Here is a 17,054-nt window from a genome sequence, read left to right on the forward strand (position 1 = left end):
CAAGGACTCCTGAAGAACGCCGGCGGCGCGGCGTGGGACAAAGGAACGGGGAGGGGGCGAAGGGCGCGGCGGCTTCAGCCGCCGCTCTTGACGGCCAGCGCCACGCGTTGCACGCCGGCGCGCTGCAGCGCCGCCATGGCCTGCATCACGGCGTCATAGGACACGCCCTTGTCGGCGCTGATCAGCACCGGCGTGTCCTCGGGCTGGTCCTTGAGCCAGGCGCTGGCGGTCTGCCCCAGGTTCTGCAGCGCCACCGGGCGCTCGTTGCCGTCGGTCTTGAAGCGCAGGCTGCCGTCGTGCTCGACGATCACGTCGGCGCGCGTCTTGGGCACCTTGGCGCCCTTGCCAACGGACGGTACGTTGACCGAGCTGGGCGTGAGCATCGGCGCAGTCACCATGAAGATGATGAGCAGCACCAGCATCACGTCGATGAACGGCACCATGTTGATTTCGTTCATGGAGCGGCGGCGGCTGCCGCGCGAGGCGAGGGCGGGCATGCGGAAACAGGTCCTTGGAAGCGGGTGGCGGGTCGGTCAGTGGCCGGGCGCGGCGGCCGGGTGCGCGGCCAGGTTGCGCTGCAGGATGTTGGAGAACTCCTCGATGAAGGTCTCCTGGTGCGTGGCCACGCGGTCGATGTCGCGTGCGAAGCGGTTGTAGGCGATCACGGCGGGGATGGCGGCGAACAGGCCGATGGCGGTGGCCACCAGGGCCTCGGCGATGCCCGGCGCGACGGTAGCCAGCGTGACCTGCTCCATGCCGGCGAAGCCGGTGAAGGCGTGCATGATGCCCCACACCGTGCCGAACAGGCCGACGTATGGGCTGACCGAGGCCACCGAGCCCAGGAACGACAGGCTGGACTCGATCACGTCCATCTCGCGCTGAAAGCTGGCGCGCATGGCGCGGCGCGCGCCGTCCAGCAGCGTGCCGGCATCCTGGATGCGGCGCTCGCGCAGCTTCTGGAACTCGCGCATGCCGCTGGCGAAGATGCGCTCCATCGGGCCGGCGCGCGCCGGGTCCTGCGCGGCGGCGGCATACAGCTCGTTCAGGCTGGTGCCGGACCAGAAGTCGCGCTCGAACTCGTCGTTCAGCGCGCGCACACGCTTGATGGCGAACAGCTTGCGGAAGATCGCCGCCCAGCTGGCCACCGAGACGGCCAAGAGCAGCAGCATTACCAGTTGCACGACCCAGCTGGCGCCCAGCACCAGGCTCAGGATGGACATGTCTTGGGAATTCATGGAGATGGAAGCAGTCGTTGCAAAACGGCAGGGGGAATGCGCGCGGGGCGCAGCGTGGCGGCATCCACCCAGCCGATGCGGATGGTGCCCTCGCACAGCAGGGTGTCGGGTGCGCCGCCGGCGGCGCCCGGTCTCAGGGCCTGCTGCGCGATTGTCAGCGATGCCCGGCCGCTCTCCAGCGCTCGCGCCGTAACAATCAGTTCATCGTCCAGCCGCGCCGGCGCCAGGTAGCGCAGCTGCACGTCGGTGACGACGAACATGCCGCCGGCGCTCTCGCGCAGCGCCTGCTGGCCCAGGCCCAGCGAACGCAGCCACTCGGTGCGCGCACGCTCGAAGAATTTCAGGTAGTTGGCATAGAACACGATGCCCCCGGCGTCCGTGTCCTCCCAGTAGATGCGGACCGGCCAGGTGAATGCCATCGCCATGCGTCAGCCGAGCAGCGCGCGCAGGCGGGCCACGGCCTCCTGCAGCTGCGCCATCGAGTTGGCGGTGGAAAAGCGCACGAAGCGCTGCGTGTCGGCGCTGCCGAAGTCGCGCCCCGGCGTGATGGCCAGGTGCGCGCGGCGCAGCAGCTCGAAGGCAAAGTCCCAGCTGCCCTGCACGCCCAGCTTGTGCGCCGCCTGCGTGCAGTCGGCCCAGGCATAGAAGGCGCCGTCCGGCGCCACCGGCACCGGCAGGCCCAGCGCCTCAAGCGCCGGGATGAAGAAGTCGCGCCGCGCGCGGAACTCGGCGCGGCGGCGCTCGTACTCGGCGATGCTTTCGGGCTCGAAGCAGGCCAGCGCTGCGTGCTGCGAAATGGTCGAGGCGCAGATGAACAGGTGCTGCGCGAGCTTTTCGACCACCGGCACCATCGCCTCGGGCACCACCATCCAGCCTAGGCGCCAGCCGGTCATGTTGAAGTACTTGCTGAAGCTGTTGATGCTGACGATGTCCTCGCCAATGGCCAGCGCCGACTGGCCGAAAGCGTCGTCGTGGGACAGGCCCAGGTAGATCTCGTCGATCAGCGTGACGCCGCCGCGTGCGCGCACCACCTCGTGGATGCGGCGCAGCTCACCGGGCGCGATCGACGTGCCGGTAGGGTTGGAGGGCGACGCCAGCAGCACGCCGCGCGTTTTGGGCCCCCAGGCGGCCTCGACCTTGGCGGCGCTGAGCTGGAAGCGTTCCTCGGCCGTGGTCGGGAGCAGCACCGCTCGGCCTTCCGCGGCGCTGACGAAATGCCGGTTGCACGGGTAGCTGGGGTCGGGCATCAGCACCTCGTCGCCGGCCTCGATCAGCGCCAGGCAAGCGAGTTGCAGCGCCGCCGACGCGCCCGCGGTGACGACGATGCGCCGCGCCGGAACCTGGAGGCCGAAGCGCTCGGCATACCAGCCGCTGATGCGTTCGCGCAGCGCATCCAGCCCCAGCGCGTTGGTGTATTGCGTGCTGCCGGCGCGCAGGGCGCGTTCCGCCGCTTCCTGGACTGCCGGCGGGGCGGTGAAGTCCGGCTCGCCGATGTTCAGGAAGATCATCGGCTCGCGCGTCGCAGCGACCTCGCGCGCCATCTGCTGGGCGGCCTTGGCCACCTCCATCACATAGAACGGTTCGATGCGCTCGGCGCGGCTGGAAAACTTCATGGACAGGGATCCGCCCTCGGAAAAAACCAAACAGTAAAAACCCGCGCCGTGTGTGCGGCGCGGGCCGCGGCGCGGCTCAGGCCGGCTGTGCGCCGGGCGCGCCGCCCTTGTCGGCCGCCACCTCGGCGGCGCGCAGCTGCGGCGCCAGCGCGCCCAGCACGCCATTGACCCACTTGTGGCCGTCCGTGCCGCCAAATTCCTTGGCCAGTTCGATGCACTCGTTTATGACCACGCGCCACGGCACGTCCAGGCAGTGCTGGAACTCATAGGCGCCGATCCACATCACGGCGTGCTCGATCGGCGAGACCTCGGCCCAGCTGCGGTCCAGATGCGGCTCGATCAGCGCGTCCAGCTGCTGCGCGCCTTCGGTGCAGCCGTGCAGGAGCGCGTCGTAGTGCGCCGAGTCGGCCTTGTGGAAGCCCGACAGGTCGCGCGTGAAGGTGTCGATGGCGGCGGCGTCGTTGCCGCCCACCAGGTACTGGTACAGCGCCTGCAGCGCGAACTCGCGCGCGCGGCTGCGGCCCGACTTGGACGCGGCCTTGCGCGCGCCGGTGCTGGTGGTGCCGGTGCGCGACTGGCGCGGGGGGCGGCGGTGCTGCGGGGTGCCGGCGTCGCCCGTCATGCCAGGCCCTTCAGCAGCTGCACCATCTCCACGGCCACGCGCGCCGCGTCCACGCCCTTATCGGTCTGGCGGGCGATGGCCTGCTCCATGTTTTCCGTCGTCAGGATGGCGTTGGCGATCGGCACGTGGTAGTCCAGGCCGACGCGCGTCACGCCGGCGCCGGACTCGTTGGCCACCAGCTCGAAGTGGTAGGTCTCGCCGCGGATGATGCACCCCAGGGCGATCAGCGCGTCGAACGGCTCCTCGCCGCTGTCGTCGTCCTCGCCGCGCTGCGCCAGCTGCTGCAGCGCCAGCGGCACCTCCAGCGCACCGGGCACCGACACCTGCAGGATGTCGTCCTCGCGGACCCCTAAGCGCAGCAGCTCGGCGCGGCAGGCGCCGGCCAGGGTGTTGGTGATGCTTTCGTTGAAGCGCGCCTGGACGATGCCAATGCGCAGGCCGCGGCCGTCCAGCGCGGGGGCGCTGCCTTTTTCTGCGTCGAACATAGGTAGGTAAGGGGTGTCGGGGTTATTCGTTGGCGATGAAGCCGGTGATCTCCAGCCCGTGGCCGGCCATGCTGGGCATGCGCCGCGGCTGGCCCATGAGCTGCATGCGCGTCACGCCGCATTCGCGCAGGATCTGCGCGCCCACGCCGTAGGTGCGCAGGTCCATGCGGCCGCGCTCGGGCGCCTGGGCGGCGCGCGCGCTGCCCTCGAACTGCGACAGCAGCTGCTCGGCGCTCTCGTTGCAGTTCAGCAGCACCGCCACGCCGGCGCCGTGCTGGCCGATGTGGCGCAGGCTGGCGTCCAGGGGCCAGGAGTGCATGGTGCGGCCCGATTCCAGCGCGTCCAGCACCGACAACGGCTCGTGCACGCGCACCGGCACGCTCTCGCCCTCGCCCCACTGGCCCTTGACCAGTGCCAGGTGCACGGCCTGGCTGGGCACGTCGCGAAAGGCGTGGGCGATGAACTCGCCATGCACGGTGGACAAGGGGCGCGTGCCCACTTTTTGCACCAGCGACTCGTTGCGGCTGCGGTACTCGATCAGGTCGGCGATGGTGCCCACCTTCAGGCCGTGCTCGGCGGCGAACTGCTGCAGGTCGGGCAGGCGCGCCATGGTGCCGTCGTCCTTCATGACCTCGCAGATCACCGCCGACGGGCTGCAGCCGGCCATGGCGGCCAGGTCGCAGCCGGCCTCGGTATGGCCGGCGCGCATCAGCACGCCGCCGTCCACCGCCTGCAGCGGGAAGATGTGGCCGGGCTGCACCAGATCGGCGGCCTGGGCGTTCGGCGCCACGGCGGCGGCCACGGTGCGGGCGCGGTCGGCGGCCGAGATGCCGGTGGTCACGCCCTCGGCGGCCTCGATAGAGACGGTGAAGGCGGTGCCCATCTTGGTGCCGTTGCGCGCTGCCATGGGCGGCAGCTGCAGGCGCTCGCAGCGCTCGCGCGTCAGCGTCAGGCAGATCAGGCCGCGGCCGAAGCGCGCCATGAAGTTGATCGCCTCGGGCGTGACGTGGTCGGCCGCCAGCACCAGATCGCCTTCGTTCTCGCGGTCTTCCTCGTCCACCAGGATGACCATGCGGCCGGCGGCGAGTTCGGCCACGATGTCCTGCACTGGTGAAATGGGGACGGGCGTGAGGGGGGTGTTCATGAATGGATTCTCGTCAGGTGCTGTCGGCGCATGGGCTTGGGCGGCACGCGCGGCGGGCGTGGCGCCGCCGCGGGCGGCGGCCGTGTGGCGGGGCAGTGAAGAAACAACAGGCGCTTGGGCGCCGCAGCCAAAGCCGGCGATTTTAGGCCGGCCGGCTAGACCGCGGCGGCGGCTAGGGTCAGGTCACTCTCCGGATAGGCCACGCAGGGCAGGACGCAGCCAGCGGCGCGCTCCTCGGGCGACAGGCCGGGCCAGTCGATGTCGTAGCGGACCCGGCCGTGCTCGAGCACGCCGATGCAGGTGCGGCAGGTGCCGTTGCGGCACGAGCTGGGCCAGTCGATGCCGCCCTGCTCCAGCGAGTGCAGCAGCGGCTGGGCCGGCCAGGCGTCGCACTGCGTGCCGTCGTCGCCGACGCGGGCAATGAAGAAGGGCGGGGTGGAAGTCGAGGGCATCGCGTATGGAATTCTGGTTAAAAACAGGCTTCAGCCCATATGGATAAACGGCTGTTAGCTATGAAAAAAGTAGTGCAGCGATTTCCGGCAGCGTCGCGCAAAATTGCCTTAATTTTAGGCAGACCGGGGTTGTTCTTTGTGGATCAAGCACTTGCGCGCGCCGTTCAGGGCTTGTCCACGGTTATCCCCAGGATTGTCCAGCGCCGGCTGGGATAACCGGTGGCCCTCTGCCTAAAAAACAGGCAGTACTGTCCGGCCCCTTGCAGATCAAGCACTTGCGCGTGCCATACAACCGTGAAACAGGGTTATCCACAGAATTGTCCAGAAAACCCAGGGATAACCCGCGGTGTTGGCGCTGCCCTGTCGCCTGTGTGCCGGCGGTGGGGCGGACCCAGGCCGGCGGCTGCCGCACAATGCCCGGCACCCGCGTGCGACGGCGGCACAGTACCGCGGCGCGTTGCCCTTTTCCTGGCCGGTGCGCCGGCCCCCTGCTGACAGGAGCCCTTGCCATGACCCTCGATTTCACCGGCCGCGTGGCCATCGTCACCGGCGCCGGCGGCGGCCTGGGGCGCCAGCATGCGCTGGCCCTGGCGGCGCGCGGCGCGCGCGTGCTGGTCAATGACCTGGGCGGCGCGGTGGACGGCAGCGGCGGCGCCGCCTCGGCCGCGCAGGCAGTGGCCGACGAGATCGTCGCCGCCGGCGGGCAGGCGCTGGCCAACCATGCCTCGGTGACCGATGAAGGTGCCGTGCAGGCCATGGTGCAGCAGGCCGTGGACGCCTGGGGCCGGGTGGACATCCTGGTGAACAACGCCGGCATCCTGCGCGACAAGTCGTTCGCCAAGATGGACATGCAGGACTTTCGCCTGGTGGTGGACGTGCACCTGATGGGCGCGGCCTACTGCGCCAAGGCGGTGTGGCCGCACATGCAGGCGCAGAAGTTCGGGCGCATCGTCATGACCACCTCGTCCACCGGGCTGTACGGCAACTTCGGCCAGGCCAACTACGGCGCGGCCAAGCTGGCGCAGGTCGGGCTGATGCAGACCCTGGCCATCGAGGGCGAGAAGTACGGCATCCACGTCAACGCCCTGGCACCCACCGCGGCCACGCGCATGACCGAGGGGCTGATGCCGCAGGAGGTGCTGGCGCAGCTGTCGCCCGAGGCGGTGGTGCCGGCGATGCTGGTGCTGGCGCACGACAGCGCGCCCACGCGCACCATCCTGTGCGCCGGCGCGGGCGGCTTCGAGGCGGCGCACATCACGCTCACCCAGGGCATCCACCTGGGCGTGGGCGCAGACGCGCCCGAGCAGCTCGCCGCGCGCCTGGCCGAGGTGACGGCGCGTGGCGCGGGCGAGCGCGTGCCGCGCAGCGGCGCCGAGCAGGCCGAGGTGGAAGTCGGCAAGGCCCTGGCGGCGCGCGGCGCGCGCTGACGGCGCCCGGCAGTGCCCCAGCGGCGCGCCGGGACGCTTGATGCAGCTCGCCTGCCGGGGCGGCGCGGCGTGCTAAGTTCCGCCCCCACCGCCAGGAACGCACGACCGCGTGCACCCATAACAATGAGCCCTCTGCACCAGCGCATCGCTGCCCTGTCCCCCGAACGCCTCGCCGGCATGCGCCGCGGCATCGAAAAGGAAGGGCTGCGCGTATTGCCCACGGGCCACCTGGCGCTCACCCCGCACCCGGCGGCGCTGGGCTCGGCGCTGACCCACACCAGCATCACCACCGACTACAGCGAGTCGCAGCTGGAACTGATCACCGGCGCGCACGCCAGCGTGGACGGCTGCCTGCAGGAGCTGACCGAGCTGCACCAGTTCGTGCACCGCGTGCTGGCGCAGCAGCAGCCCGGCGGCGAGCTGCTGTGGGCCTCCAGCATGCCCTGCGTGCTGCCGCCCGACGAGACGATTCCGCTGGGCCGCTACGGCGGCTCCAACATCGGCCGCGCCAAGAGCGTCTACCGCATGGGCCTGGGCCACCGTTACGGCCGGCGCATGCAGACCATCTCGGGCATCCACTACAACTGGTCGCTGCCGGGCGTGACCAGCGACGAGTATTTCGCGCTGATCCGCAACTTCCGCCGCCAGGCGTTCGTGCTGCTGTACCTGTTCGGTGCTTCGCCGGCGCTGGGGCCGTGCTTCGTGCAGGGGCGCGAACACAGCCTGCAGCCACTGGGCGACGGCCACGGCGCGCTGCACCTGCCGCACGCCACGTCCCTGCGCATGGGCCGCCTGGGCTACCAGAGCGACGCCCAGTCCACCCTGCGCGTCAGCTACAACGGGCTGCAGGGCTACGCCGATTCGCTGCACGAGGCGCTGACGCGGCCATACCCGGCGTATGAGGCCATTGGCCTGCGCAGCCTGGGCGGCGACTACAACCAGCTGGGCACCAGCCTGCTGCAGATCGAAAACGAGTTCTACGGCACCATCCGGCCCAAGCGCACGGTGAAAAGCGGCGAGCGCCCGCTGCACGCGCTGCGCGAGCGCGGCGTCGAGTACGTCGAGGTGCGGCTGATGGACCTGGACCCGTTTGAGCCGGTGGGCATCGACGCGCAGACCATGCACCTGCTGGACGTGTTCCTGCTGCACTGCCTGCTGACCGACAGCCCGCCTGACACGCCCGAGGAGATCGCGGCGCTGAAGGCCAATCAGCACCTGAGCGCCGAACGCGGCCGCGAGCCCGGCCTGCAGCTGACGCGCGATGGCGCGCAGGTGGCGCTGCTGGACTGGGGCCGCGAGATCCTGCAGGAATGCGCGCCGATCGCCGCCGCGCTGGACACCGCCTGCGCCACCGATGCCTACGGCCAGGCGCTGTCGGCTGCACAGGCGCGCATGGCCGCGCCGCAGGCCACGCCTTCGGCCCGCGTTCTGGCCGAGCTGACGCAGCAGTTCGAGGGCGACTTCACGGCTTTCGGTCGTAGCCACTCGTACAGTGCGCGCGAAGTGCTGCTGGGCCTGCCATGGACCGAGGCGCAGCAGCAGCGCCAGCTGCAGCAGGCGCAGGCCTCGCTGGATGCACAGCGCGCCATCGAGCAGGCCGACACGCTGGACTTCGAGCACTGGCGCGAGCGCTACATGGCGGTGGGCGAGCTGGGCTGAAAACCTACGCCCGGCAGGCCCGGGTGCTATTGAATAGAGAGCTGCAGGCCCTTATAGGACAAGGGCTGGAGCCCGAAAAGACGGAAAATCACGGCGCCGGCCGCAGCAGCCGCACCGGCAGCCGCGACCCTCGGCCCACGTCGCCGCGCGCCTCGCCGCTGGCCATATCCACGGCCCAGGCCTGCTGCGCCGACACGCCGCTCTCGCCCGCGCCGCCGCGCTGCACCGTGCCGTAGGCGTAAGGGTTGACGGCGCTGGTGTTGACGCTGGCGGTGCCGGTCCAGTGCCAGTCGCGCGGCGCGCCCGGGAACAGCTGCGTGTCTACCGTCGGCGGCTCGGCCTTGCGGTCGACCAGCCGGCGCAGCTCGTTCACGCGCGGCAGGCGCCAGCGCACGCCGTCGGCCTGGCCGCGCTGGCGCACCAGGGCCTGTGCCTCGCCGTAAGTCAGCTGCCGCGCCACACCGGCGCACGTGCGGCCGTTCCAGCGCATGCCCTCCACGCAGCGCGCCCAGGCCACGCGCGCGCGCGGGTCGATGACCAGGCTGCCGTCATCGGACGCGTGCAGGGCGGTCAAGGACGCGGCGGCATCCGCTGCCTGTGCCTGGGTGGCGCAGGCCAGCGTCAGCAACGCCAGGGGCGGCAGCGATCGTCGCCAGGACATGGGGAGGGACAGGGGCATGGCGCGAGATCCTTGTAGCAAGGCGGCCGGGGCCGGGAAGGCGGAGCCGCCGATTGTCCGGCACGCACCCCATGGCCAACCCCGGAAACGCCAGCGGAACGCACGGCTGTTTCACCGCCTGATGCTGTTGCCAACGCCTGGCAAGGCTGGCGCGTGCGCCGGTCGCCCGGCATGCCGGGGCATTCACAGGCGGCACGCCGCTGATGGCAATGGCCCGCCGCCTCCCGCTACCGGGCGGGCGCTGCCTGCGCCCGGCGGGCAGCCGGATGGCGGCGCGGGTCTTGCCGCCCGGCGCCAGCGCGCGCGGCCGGCGCTGGCGACAATCGCGGCGATGCCTTTTTCCTCATTTTTCCGCACGGCCCTGGTGCTGGGCCTGCTGTCGGCCATCGGGCCGTTCGCCATCGACATGTATCTGCCGGCGCTGCCGGCCATCGGCACTGCGCTGCAGGCCGACGTGGGTGCCGTGCAGTGGAGCCTTACGGCCTTTTTCCTGGCGCTGGGAGTGGGCCAGCTGGCCTACGGGCCGGTGTCGGACCGCGTCGGGCGGCGTGCGCCGCTGCTGTTCGGCCTGGGCCTGTTCATCGCCGCCAGCATCGGCTGCGCGGTGGCCACCGATGTGCGGCTGCTGGTGGCGCTGCGCTTCGTGCAGGGCCTGGGCGCGGCCGCGGGCACGGTGATCCCGCGCGCCGTGGTGCGCGACCTGCACACCGGCACCGAGGCGGCGCGGCTGATGTCGCTGCTGATGCTGGTGTTCAGCGTCTCGCCGCTGCTGGCGCCGCTGGTGGGCAGCGGCGTGATCGCGCTGGCCGGCTGGCGCGGCGTGTTCTGGGCGGTGGCGCTGGCGGCCTTGGCCGGCATCGCGCTGGTGCGCCGCGCCCTGCCCGAGACGCTGCCGGCGGCGCAGCGCAGCAGTGGCCAGGGCTCGCTGGGCCGGGCGCTGCGCGCCTACGGCGTGCTGCTGCGCGACCGCCACTACCTGGGCCTGGTGGCCATCGGCGGCTGCTGCATGGCGGGCTTTTTCGTGTATCTCGCCGGCTCGCCGTTCGTGCTGATCGACCATTACGGCCTGTCGCCGGTGCTCTACAGCCTGGCGTTCTCGGTCAATTCGGCGGCGTTCTTCGTCAGCGCGCAGTTCACGGCGCGGCTGGGGCGGCGCTTTGGGCTGGCGCAGGTGGTGCGCGTGGCCGTCACCGGCGCCGGCGCCGTCATGGTGCTGCTGCTGGCGTATTTCGCCTCGGGCGGCGAGCGGCTGGCGGTGCTGCTGGTGCTGTACTTCTGCGCCAGTGCGCTGATGGGGCTGGTGATCCCGACGACCACGGTGCTGGCGCTGGAGGCGCACGGCGCCATCGCCGGCACCGCCTCGGCGCTGATGGGCACGCTGCAGATGCTGATCGGCACCGGCGCCATGGCCGTGGCCGGGCATTTCGCCAGCGGCCGGCCGCTGCCGATGGTGGTCGGCATGGCCGCCGGCGCGCTGACCGGCGTGGCACTGACCTGGCTCACCCTGGGCCCGCGCGGCATGGCGCGCGCGGCGCAGGCGGCGCGATGAGTGCGGTCGCGCACGGCGCCCCGCCGGATACCGCCGTGGCCGACGGCCTGCCGCCGGTGCGGCGCGCCCAGGCGATGCGGGTCATCATCCTGGGGCTGACGCTGGCGGTGCTCGACAGCAGCCTGGTGAACCTGGCGCTGCCCGACATTGCGCGCCAGCTGCATTCCACCAGCGCGCGCAGCCTGTGGGTGGTCAACGCCTACCAGCTGGCCTCGCTGGTGGCGCTGCTGCCGCTGGCGGCGCTGGGCGAGCGCTTTGGCTACCGGCGCATGTACCGCGCCGGCATGCTGCTGTTCACCGTGGCCTCCATCGGCGCCATGCTGGCGCCCAGCATGCCGGCGCTGATCGCCGCGCGCGCGCTGCAGGGCCTGGGCGCCTCGGGCGTGATGGCGGTGAACGCGGCGCTGGTGCGGCTGGTCTATCCGCGCGCGCAGCTGGGCCGGGGCATGGCCATCAACTCGATGGTCGTGGCTACCGCGTCGATGGCCGGGCCGTCGGTGGCGGCCGGCGTGCTGTCCGTGGCGACCTGGCCGTGGCTGTTCGCCATGAACCTGCCGCTGGGCCTGATGGCCTGGCACCTGGCGCGCCGGGCGCTGCCGGACAACCCGCCGGCGCCGGTGGGCGCGGCGCGCTTTTCGCTGCTGGACGTGCTGCTCAACGGCGCCATGTTCGCGCTGCTGTTCCTGGGCGGCACGCAGCTGGGCGTGCGCGGCGCGGCGCCAGGCGGCAGCCCGCTGGCGGGCTGGCTGCTGCTGGCCGCCGGCCTGGCCGTGGGCGCGCTGCACCTGCGCCGCCAGTGGGGCCGGGCGGTGCCGCTGTTTCCGGTGGACCTGCTGCGCATCCCCGTGTTCCGGCTGTCCATGGGCGCGTCCGTCAGCGGCTTTTGCGCGCAGATGCTGGGCTTTCTGTCACTGCCGTTCCTGCTGCTGGAGGCTCAGGGCCGGGGCCACCTGCAGGCCGGTCTGCTCATCACCGCCTGGCCGCTGGCCACCGCGCTGACGGCGCCGCTGGCCGGGCGGCTGATCGGGCGCTACCCGGACGGGCTGCTGGGCGGCATCGGCATGGGCGTGTTCGCCAGCGGCCTGCTGGCGCTGGGCCTGATGCCGGCGCAACCGCAGACGTGGGATGTGGTCTGGCGCATGGCGCTGTGCGGCGCGGGCTTCGCGCTGTTCCAGTCGCCGAACAACCACACCATCGTCAGCTCGGCGCCGCTGCACAGGAGCGGCGCGGCCAGCGGCATGCTGGGCACGGCGCGCCTGACCGGCCAGACGCTGGGCGCGGTGGTGCTGGCGACGCTGTTCGCGCTGCACCCGGGGCACGACGGCAGCGCCGAGTCGCGCGCGCTGCTGGCGGCGGCGGGCTGCGCGGTGCTGGCGGGGGTGTTCAGCTCGCTGCGCGTCAGGCAGCCGGCGCACGGTTGACCGGCGCGCGGTTTTGAATGAAAAGTGGCTCTAGCCCTTGATTGGCAAGGGCGCGCAGCTACGCTATCGATAGCGTTGCAGATCCGTTGGCGACGCGGTCCCGCATCAGCGCTTGGACTTCTTGCCGCGCAGCCGCCGGGCATTGGCGCTGGCGCGGCGCTGAAACGGCTGCAGCGTGCTGTTCAGTGTGTGGGCCACGCTGGCGGGACTGGCATGGCTGCCGGCGGGCAGGGCGCCGGTCCACAGGTCCAGCCAGGCGCGCTGGTACTGCGCCGCGCCGGCCGCCATCAGCGCGCCGCAGGACTCGACGGTGGCGGCCTGCTTCTCCCAGAACATGCGCAGGAACTCGGACTGTCCGGCGGCGCTGAAGGCCTGCGCCGGGTCCAGCATGCGGCTCACGCGGGTGGCGATGACGTAGGGCGAATCGAACGCCAGCTGGGTCAGCGTGCGGTTCAGCGAGGCCTGGCGTTTGCGGCTCATGGGAGGGCTACCTGTCAAGAATGGAAGAAAAGCCCAGCGCGTAGAGCGCCGGGCCACCGCATCATGCGGCGCCGCCACCGGGCCGCGGGTCGGACGCCAGCCCGTCCGCCACCGCCTGCGCCAGCCGCCGCGCCGTCAGCGGCGCGCTGCCCTCGGCATGGTTGCTGATGCTGACAAAAGCATTCTGCCCGCCGCGTGCGCACACGCCGACCAGGGTGCGCGCCAGCAGCGCGATGTCCTCGGGCGCCGGGTCGTGCAGGCGGTCGTAGGGCGCGTACAGGCGCTCGGCCTCGTCGAAGCCGCGCGGGCCGTGCACCGGGTTCAGGTTCCAGCGCGCCACCAGCGGACCAGGCCACAGCCGGCGCAGCAGCGGCAACTGCTCCGACAGTGGAGGCAGGCGCGCGTGCATGCCCAGGCAGTAGGTGGCGCCGGTGCTCTTGAGCACGTCGGCGAAATGCTCGGCGTGCTCCGGCGCCAGCCATTCGCCGTCGCGCACCTCCACGGCCAGCACGGCATCGGGCGCGCCGGCCAGCGGCGGCTGCGCGGCCAGCAGCGCGCGCAGCCGCTCCAGCACCTCGGGCAGGCGGTCCAGCAGGTGCCAGGGCAGGGGGCTGAGCTGGAACACCAGCGCGCCGGTGCGTGCGCCCAGGCCTTCCAGCGCCGGCAGGGTGAACTGCCGCGCCGCCAGTTCCGGGTTCAGGAACGCCGGGTTCGCCTCGCGCCCCTGGCCGCCTTCGGCGCGCACCAGGGCGTCAGTCACCAGGCTGGGCGCCTTGACGACGAAGCGGAAGTCCGGCGGCACCTGCGCCGCGTACAGCGCGAACTCGCTGGCGCTCAACGGGCGGTAAAAACCCCGGTCGATGCCCACGGCGCGCAGCAGCGGGTGCTGCGCGTAGGCGGCCAGGCCCTTGCGCGACAGCACCTGGGCGCTGTAGGTGCCGTCCCAGACCAGGCCGTCCCAGCCGGGATAGCTCCAGGACGAGGTGCCCAGGCGCAGCGTGGCCGGCAGCTGAGCGGCCAGGGCGCGCAGGGCGTCGTCGTGCGCGGCGGGCTGCACGCCGGTGCCGCTACGGCTGGCTTTCCTGGCGCGCGAAGGGTTGGCGGGCGCCGCGGCGGGCGCATCGGCGCCCGGCCCGGGCGAGGGTGGAGAGGGGGGTGGCGCGGGTGGTGCGGGTGGCGCGCCGAACAGATCGTCCTGCATGGCGGATGGGTTCAATGCGCCGCGCTCCCGGGCGGCATGGTGGGCGGCGGCTCGGCGCCGAACAGTCCGCCTTCGTCCAGCAGCGCCCAGGCGATCTCCGGGCGCTGCTCCAGGCTCTTGCGGATGGCGGCGGGAATCGCCTGGCGCGTCTTGCGGCACAGGCCGGGTTGCGGGTGCACGCGGATGGCGATGCCGCGCAGCGAGCGCACCTCGGCCACGACGGGCTCGACGCTGACGCGCACGCCCAGCTGCGCGTGCAGGCGCTGCTGCATGTGGCGCAGGTCGGCCAGGCTGTCCAGGCGCTCCAGGCGCTGGACCAGGCGGGCTTCTTCCTCGCGCGTCAGCAGCAGCACGCGCAGCTCCTGCGCGGCGCCGCGCTGCAGCAGCGCCGGGCGCTCGCACACGCAGGCGCCCGGCGGGCACTCGGTGCGAAGGGGCAGGCTGGACAGCAGCGGCATGGCGCTGCCGATTATGGGCAGCTGCCTGTCGCTGCGTGCAGGAGGGCACCGCGAGGCGCCCCGCGCCCGGCAGCGCTGAAAACCCCTGTGGCACACTCGCCCGCTCCGTTTTTCGACCGCTCGTTCCCCTTTTTCGCCCATGCAACAGATCGTCCGGCAACTGGCCGCAGAAATCCGCATCACCGAGCCCCAAGTCCGCGCCGCGGTGGAGCTGCTCGACGGTGGCGCCACGGTGCCGTTCATCGCCCGCTACCGCAAGGAGGCCACCGGCGGCCTGGACGACGTGCAGCTGCGCGAGCTGGAGGCGCGCTTAGGGTATTTGCGCGAGCTGGAAGACCGCCGTGCCAGCGTGCTCAAGGCCATCGACGAGCAGGGCAAACTGACCGACGCGCTGCGCGCCGCCATCGCCGCCGCCGCGACCAAGCAGGAGCTGGAAGACCTGTACCTGCCGTACAAGCACAAGCGCCGCACCAAGGGCCAGATCGCCCGCGAGTTCGGCATCGAGCCGCTGGCCGACCGGCTGCTGGCCGACCCGACGCTGGATCCGCACGAAGAGGCGCAGGCCTTTCTGCAGTCCGCCACCACCCTGGACGATGGCAAACCCGGCCCCGACTTTTCCACCACCCTGGCGGTGCTGGACGGCGTGCGCGACATCCTGTCCGAGCGCTGGGCCGAGGATGCGCCCCTGGTGCAGTCGCTGCGCGAATGGCTGTGGAGCGACGGGCTGCTGGTATCCAAACTCGCCCCGGGCAAGAACGAGCACGACCCGGAGGTCGCCAAGTTCCGCGACTACTTCGACTACGACGAGCCCATCGGCCGCGTGCCCTCGCACCGCGCGCTGGCGGTGTTTCGCGGCCGGGCGCTGGAGATCCTGGACGCGAAACTGGTGCAGCCCGGCGAGCCACAGCCGGGGCAACCCTCCCTGGCCGAGGGCCGCATCGCCCTGCACCTGGGCTGGAGCCACCAGGGCAGGAGGAGCGACGACCTGCTGCGCAAGTGCGTCGCCTGGACCTGGCGCGTCAAGCTCAGCCTGTCCACCGAGCGCGACCTGTTCGCGCGCCTGCGCGAGGACGCGGAAAAGGTCGCCATCAAGGTCTTCGCCGACAACCTGCGCGACCTGCTGCTGGCCGCGCCGGCCGGCCCGCGCGCCGTGATGGGGTTGGACCCAGGCATCCGCACCGGCGTGAAGGTGGCGGTGGTGGATGCCACCGGCCGGCTGGTCGAGACCGCCACGGTGTACCCGCACGAGCCGCGCCGCGACTGGGACGGCAGCCTGCACACGCTGGCGCGCCTGGTCGAAAAACACGGCGTGCGCCTGATCGCCATCGGCAACGGCACCGCCAGCCGCGAGACCGACAGGCTGGCCGGTGAACTCATCAAACTGGTGCAAAAAACGGCTTCAGCCCAGGTGGACCAAGGGCCTGCAGCTATCGAAAAGGTAGTGGTCAGCGAGGCCGGCGCGTCCGTCTACAGCGCCAGCGAATATGCCTCCCAGGAGATGCCCGACGTGGACGTGAGCCTGCGCGGCGCTGCCTCCATCGCGCGGCGGCTGCAGGACCCGCTGGCCGAGCTGGTCAAGATCGAGCCCAAGAGCATCGGCGTCGGCCAGTACCAGCACGACGTGAACCAGGGCGAGCTGGCGCGCACGCTGGACGCCGTGGTCGAGGACTGCGTGAACGGCGTCGGCGTCGACCTGAACACCGCCAGCGTGCCGCTGCTGTCGCGCGTGTCCGGCCTGCCGGCCAGCGTGGCGCGCGCGGTGGTGCGCTGGCGCGAGACGCACGGCGCCTTCAAGAGCCGTCAGCAGCTGCTGGAGGTCTCCGGCCTGGGGCCCAAGACCTTCGAGCAGGCGGCGGGCTTTTTGCGCATCCGCGGCGGCGACAGCCCGCTGGACATGACCGGCGTGCACCCCGAGACCTACCCGGTGGTCGAGCAGATCATCGCCGCCACGGCCAAGCCGGTGCAGGAACTCATGGGCCGGGCCGAGCTGCTCAAGGGCCTGAAGGCCGCGCAGTTCGCCGACCAGCGCTTCGGTGCCATCACCGTGCAGGGCATCCTGGACGAGCTGGAAAAGCCCGGCCGCGATCCGCGCCCGGACTTCAAGGTGGCGCGCTTCAACGAGGGTGTGGAAGACATCGCCGACCTGAAGGAAGGCATGGTGCTGGAGGGCACGGTGAGCAACGTGGCGCAGTTCGGCGCCTTTGTCGACCTGGGCGTACATCAGGACGGGCTGGTGCATGTCAGCCAGCTGAGTGCCAAATTCGTCAACGACGCGCGCGAGGTGGTCAAGACCGGCGACATCGTGCGCGTGCGCGTGCTGGAGGTGGACGTGGCGCGCAAGCGCATCTCCTTGAGCATGAAGCCCGAGGGCAGCGGCGACCGGCGCGCCGGCGACCGCGCTGCGGGCCAGGGCAACCGCTTCGAATCCGCCGGCCGCGATGCCCGGCGCTATGCCCAGCCGGGGCCGCGCGATGCCGGCAACGCGCCGGCGCAGTCGGCCATGGCCTCGGCCTTCGCCAAGCTGCGCCAGGGCGGGCGCGGCTGACCCTGGCCGGCAGGCCGCGCGGTGGCGGCAGGCCTGCCGGCGCGGCTATGCTGGCTGCTCGCCCCGATCGATCTGCCACTCCTC

At 71.6% G+C, this 17,054-nt stretch carries 17 protein-coding genes; 5 read left to right on the forward strand and 12 right to left on the reverse strand.

Features of this window, described 5'->3' with window-relative positions; genetic code table 11:
- Window positions 1-74: 74 nt before the first annotated feature.
- From BLQ61_RS13480 to BLQ61_RS13515, 8 genes are all read right to left on the reverse strand, one after another.
- A complete protein-coding gene (locus BLQ61_RS13480) occupies window positions 75-497 on the reverse strand; it encodes an ExbD/TolR family protein (protein ID WP_091571265.1) in 423 nt (140 codons plus the stop codon).
- A 36-nt stretch (window positions 498-533) separates the two neighbouring features.
- Window positions 534-1,235, reverse strand: coding sequence for a protein TolQ (gene tolQ / locus BLQ61_RS13485; protein WP_091571267.1), 702 nt, complete (start codon window positions 1,233-1,235; stop codon window positions 534-536).
- On the reverse strand, window positions 1,232-1,654 hold the full coding sequence (gene ybgC, locus BLQ61_RS13490) for a tol-pal system-associated acyl-CoA thioesterase (protein WP_091571369.1): 423 nt from the start codon (window positions 1,652-1,654) through the stop codon (window positions 1,232-1,234). Before ybgC ends, tolQ begins: the two co-directional genes overlap by 4 nt.
- 9 nt (window positions 1,655-1,663) lie before the next feature.
- Window positions 1,664-2,848 (reverse strand): pyridoxal phosphate-dependent aminotransferase, encoded by a 1,185-nt coding sequence (locus BLQ61_RS13495; protein WP_091571270.1) that lies wholly within the window; start codon window positions 2,846-2,848, stop codon window positions 1,664-1,666.
- A gap of 76 nt (window positions 2,849-2,924) precedes the next feature.
- Window positions 2,925-3,470 (reverse strand): transcription antitermination factor NusB, encoded by a 546-nt coding sequence (gene nusB / locus BLQ61_RS13500; protein ID WP_091571272.1) that lies wholly within the window; start codon window positions 3,468-3,470, stop codon window positions 2,925-2,927.
- Window positions 3,467-3,955, reverse strand: a complete 489-nt coding sequence (ribH, locus tag BLQ61_RS13505) for a 6,7-dimethyl-8-ribityllumazine synthase (RefSeq protein ID WP_091571275.1) — start codon at window positions 3,953-3,955, stop codon at window positions 3,467-3,469. The genes nusB and ribH overlap by 4 nt, the downstream gene beginning before the upstream one ends.
- Window positions 3,956-3,977: 22 nt before the next feature.
- On the reverse strand, window positions 3,978-5,099 hold the full coding sequence (ribBA, locus tag BLQ61_RS13510; protein WP_091571278.1) for a bifunctional 3,4-dihydroxy-2-butanone-4-phosphate synthase/GTP cyclohydrolase II: 1,122 nt from the start codon (window positions 5,097-5,099) through the stop codon (window positions 3,978-3,980).
- 155 nt (window positions 5,100-5,254) lie between these two features.
- A complete protein-coding gene (locus BLQ61_RS13515; RefSeq protein WP_091571280.1) occupies window positions 5,255-5,551 on the reverse strand; it encodes a 2Fe-2S iron-sulfur cluster-binding protein in 297 nt (98 codons plus the stop codon).
- A gap of 509 nt (window positions 5,552-6,060) precedes the next feature.
- On the opposite strand from BLQ61_RS13515, the gene BLQ61_RS13520 reads away from it, so the two are divergent.
- Together BLQ61_RS13520 and gshA are read left to right on the forward strand one after the other, a co-directional pair.
- Entirely contained in the window at window positions 6,061-6,978 is a 918-nt protein-coding gene (locus BLQ61_RS13520) for an SDR family NAD(P)-dependent oxidoreductase (RefSeq protein WP_091571283.1), read from the forward strand.
- A gap of 123 nt (window positions 6,979-7,101) precedes the next feature.
- Window positions 7,102-8,637 carry a glutamate--cysteine ligase gene (gene gshA, locus BLQ61_RS13525; RefSeq protein ID WP_091571285.1) on the forward strand — a complete coding sequence of 512 codons (1,536 nt, stop codon included), beginning with the start codon at window positions 7,102-7,104 and terminating at the stop codon, window positions 8,635-8,637.
- An 88-nt stretch (window positions 8,638-8,725) separates the two neighbouring features.
- Here the strand turns inward: gshA and BLQ61_RS13530 are convergent, their stop codons facing one another.
- Window positions 8,726-9,316, reverse strand: coding sequence for an Lcl C-terminal domain-containing protein (locus BLQ61_RS13530; protein ID WP_091571288.1), 591 nt, complete (start codon window positions 9,314-9,316; stop codon window positions 8,726-8,728).
- A 331-nt stretch (window positions 9,317-9,647) separates the two neighbouring features.
- Between BLQ61_RS13530 and BLQ61_RS13535 the strand changes: the two genes are divergently transcribed.
- The gene (locus tag BLQ61_RS13535; RefSeq protein ID WP_091571290.1) at window positions 9,648-10,865 is read left to right on the forward strand and encodes a multidrug effflux MFS transporter; all 1,218 of its coding nucleotides are present in this window, start codon (window positions 9,648-9,650) and stop codon (window positions 10,863-10,865) included.
- Window positions 10,862-12,286, forward strand: coding sequence for an MFS transporter (locus BLQ61_RS13540; protein WP_091571293.1), 1,425 nt, complete (start codon window positions 10,862-10,864; stop codon window positions 12,284-12,286). The genes BLQ61_RS13535 and BLQ61_RS13540 overlap by 4 nt, the downstream gene beginning before the upstream one ends.
- Before the next feature lie 105 nt (window positions 12,287-12,391).
- Here BLQ61_RS13540 and BLQ61_RS13545 read toward each other — a convergent pair whose 3' ends face one another.
- The 3 genes from BLQ61_RS13545 to BLQ61_RS13555 all read right to left on the reverse strand — a co-directional run bounded on the left by BLQ61_RS13545 (window position 12,392) and on the right by BLQ61_RS13555 (window position 14,425).
- Window positions 12,392-12,766, reverse strand: coding sequence for a hypothetical protein (locus tag BLQ61_RS13545; RefSeq protein WP_091571295.1), 375 nt, complete (start codon window positions 12,764-12,766; stop codon window positions 12,392-12,394).
- 61 nt (window positions 12,767-12,827) lie between these two features.
- Window positions 12,828-13,967, reverse strand: coding sequence for a DUF72 domain-containing protein (locus BLQ61_RS13550; RefSeq protein WP_091571298.1), 1,140 nt, complete (start codon window positions 13,965-13,967; stop codon window positions 12,828-12,830).
- 11 nt (window positions 13,968-13,978) lie between these two features.
- Window positions 13,979-14,425 carry a hypothetical protein gene (locus BLQ61_RS13555; RefSeq protein WP_091571301.1) on the reverse strand — a complete coding sequence of 149 codons (447 nt, stop codon included), beginning with the start codon at window positions 14,423-14,425 and terminating at the stop codon, window positions 13,979-13,981.
- A gap of 139 nt (window positions 14,426-14,564) precedes the next feature.
- Between BLQ61_RS13555 and BLQ61_RS13560 the strand changes: the two genes are divergently transcribed.
- Window positions 14,565-16,970: a Tex family protein gene (locus BLQ61_RS13560; protein ID WP_091571303.1), complete on the forward strand. Its 2,406-nt coding sequence runs from the start codon at window positions 14,565-14,567 to the stop codon at window positions 16,968-16,970.
- Window positions 16,971-17,054: the final 84 nt, after the last annotated feature.

It is taken from the genome of Oryzisolibacter propanilivorax, from assembly GCF_900103645.1.
GTDB lineage: Bacteria > Pseudomonadota > Gammaproteobacteria > Burkholderiales > Burkholderiaceae_C > Melaminivora > Melaminivora propanilivorax.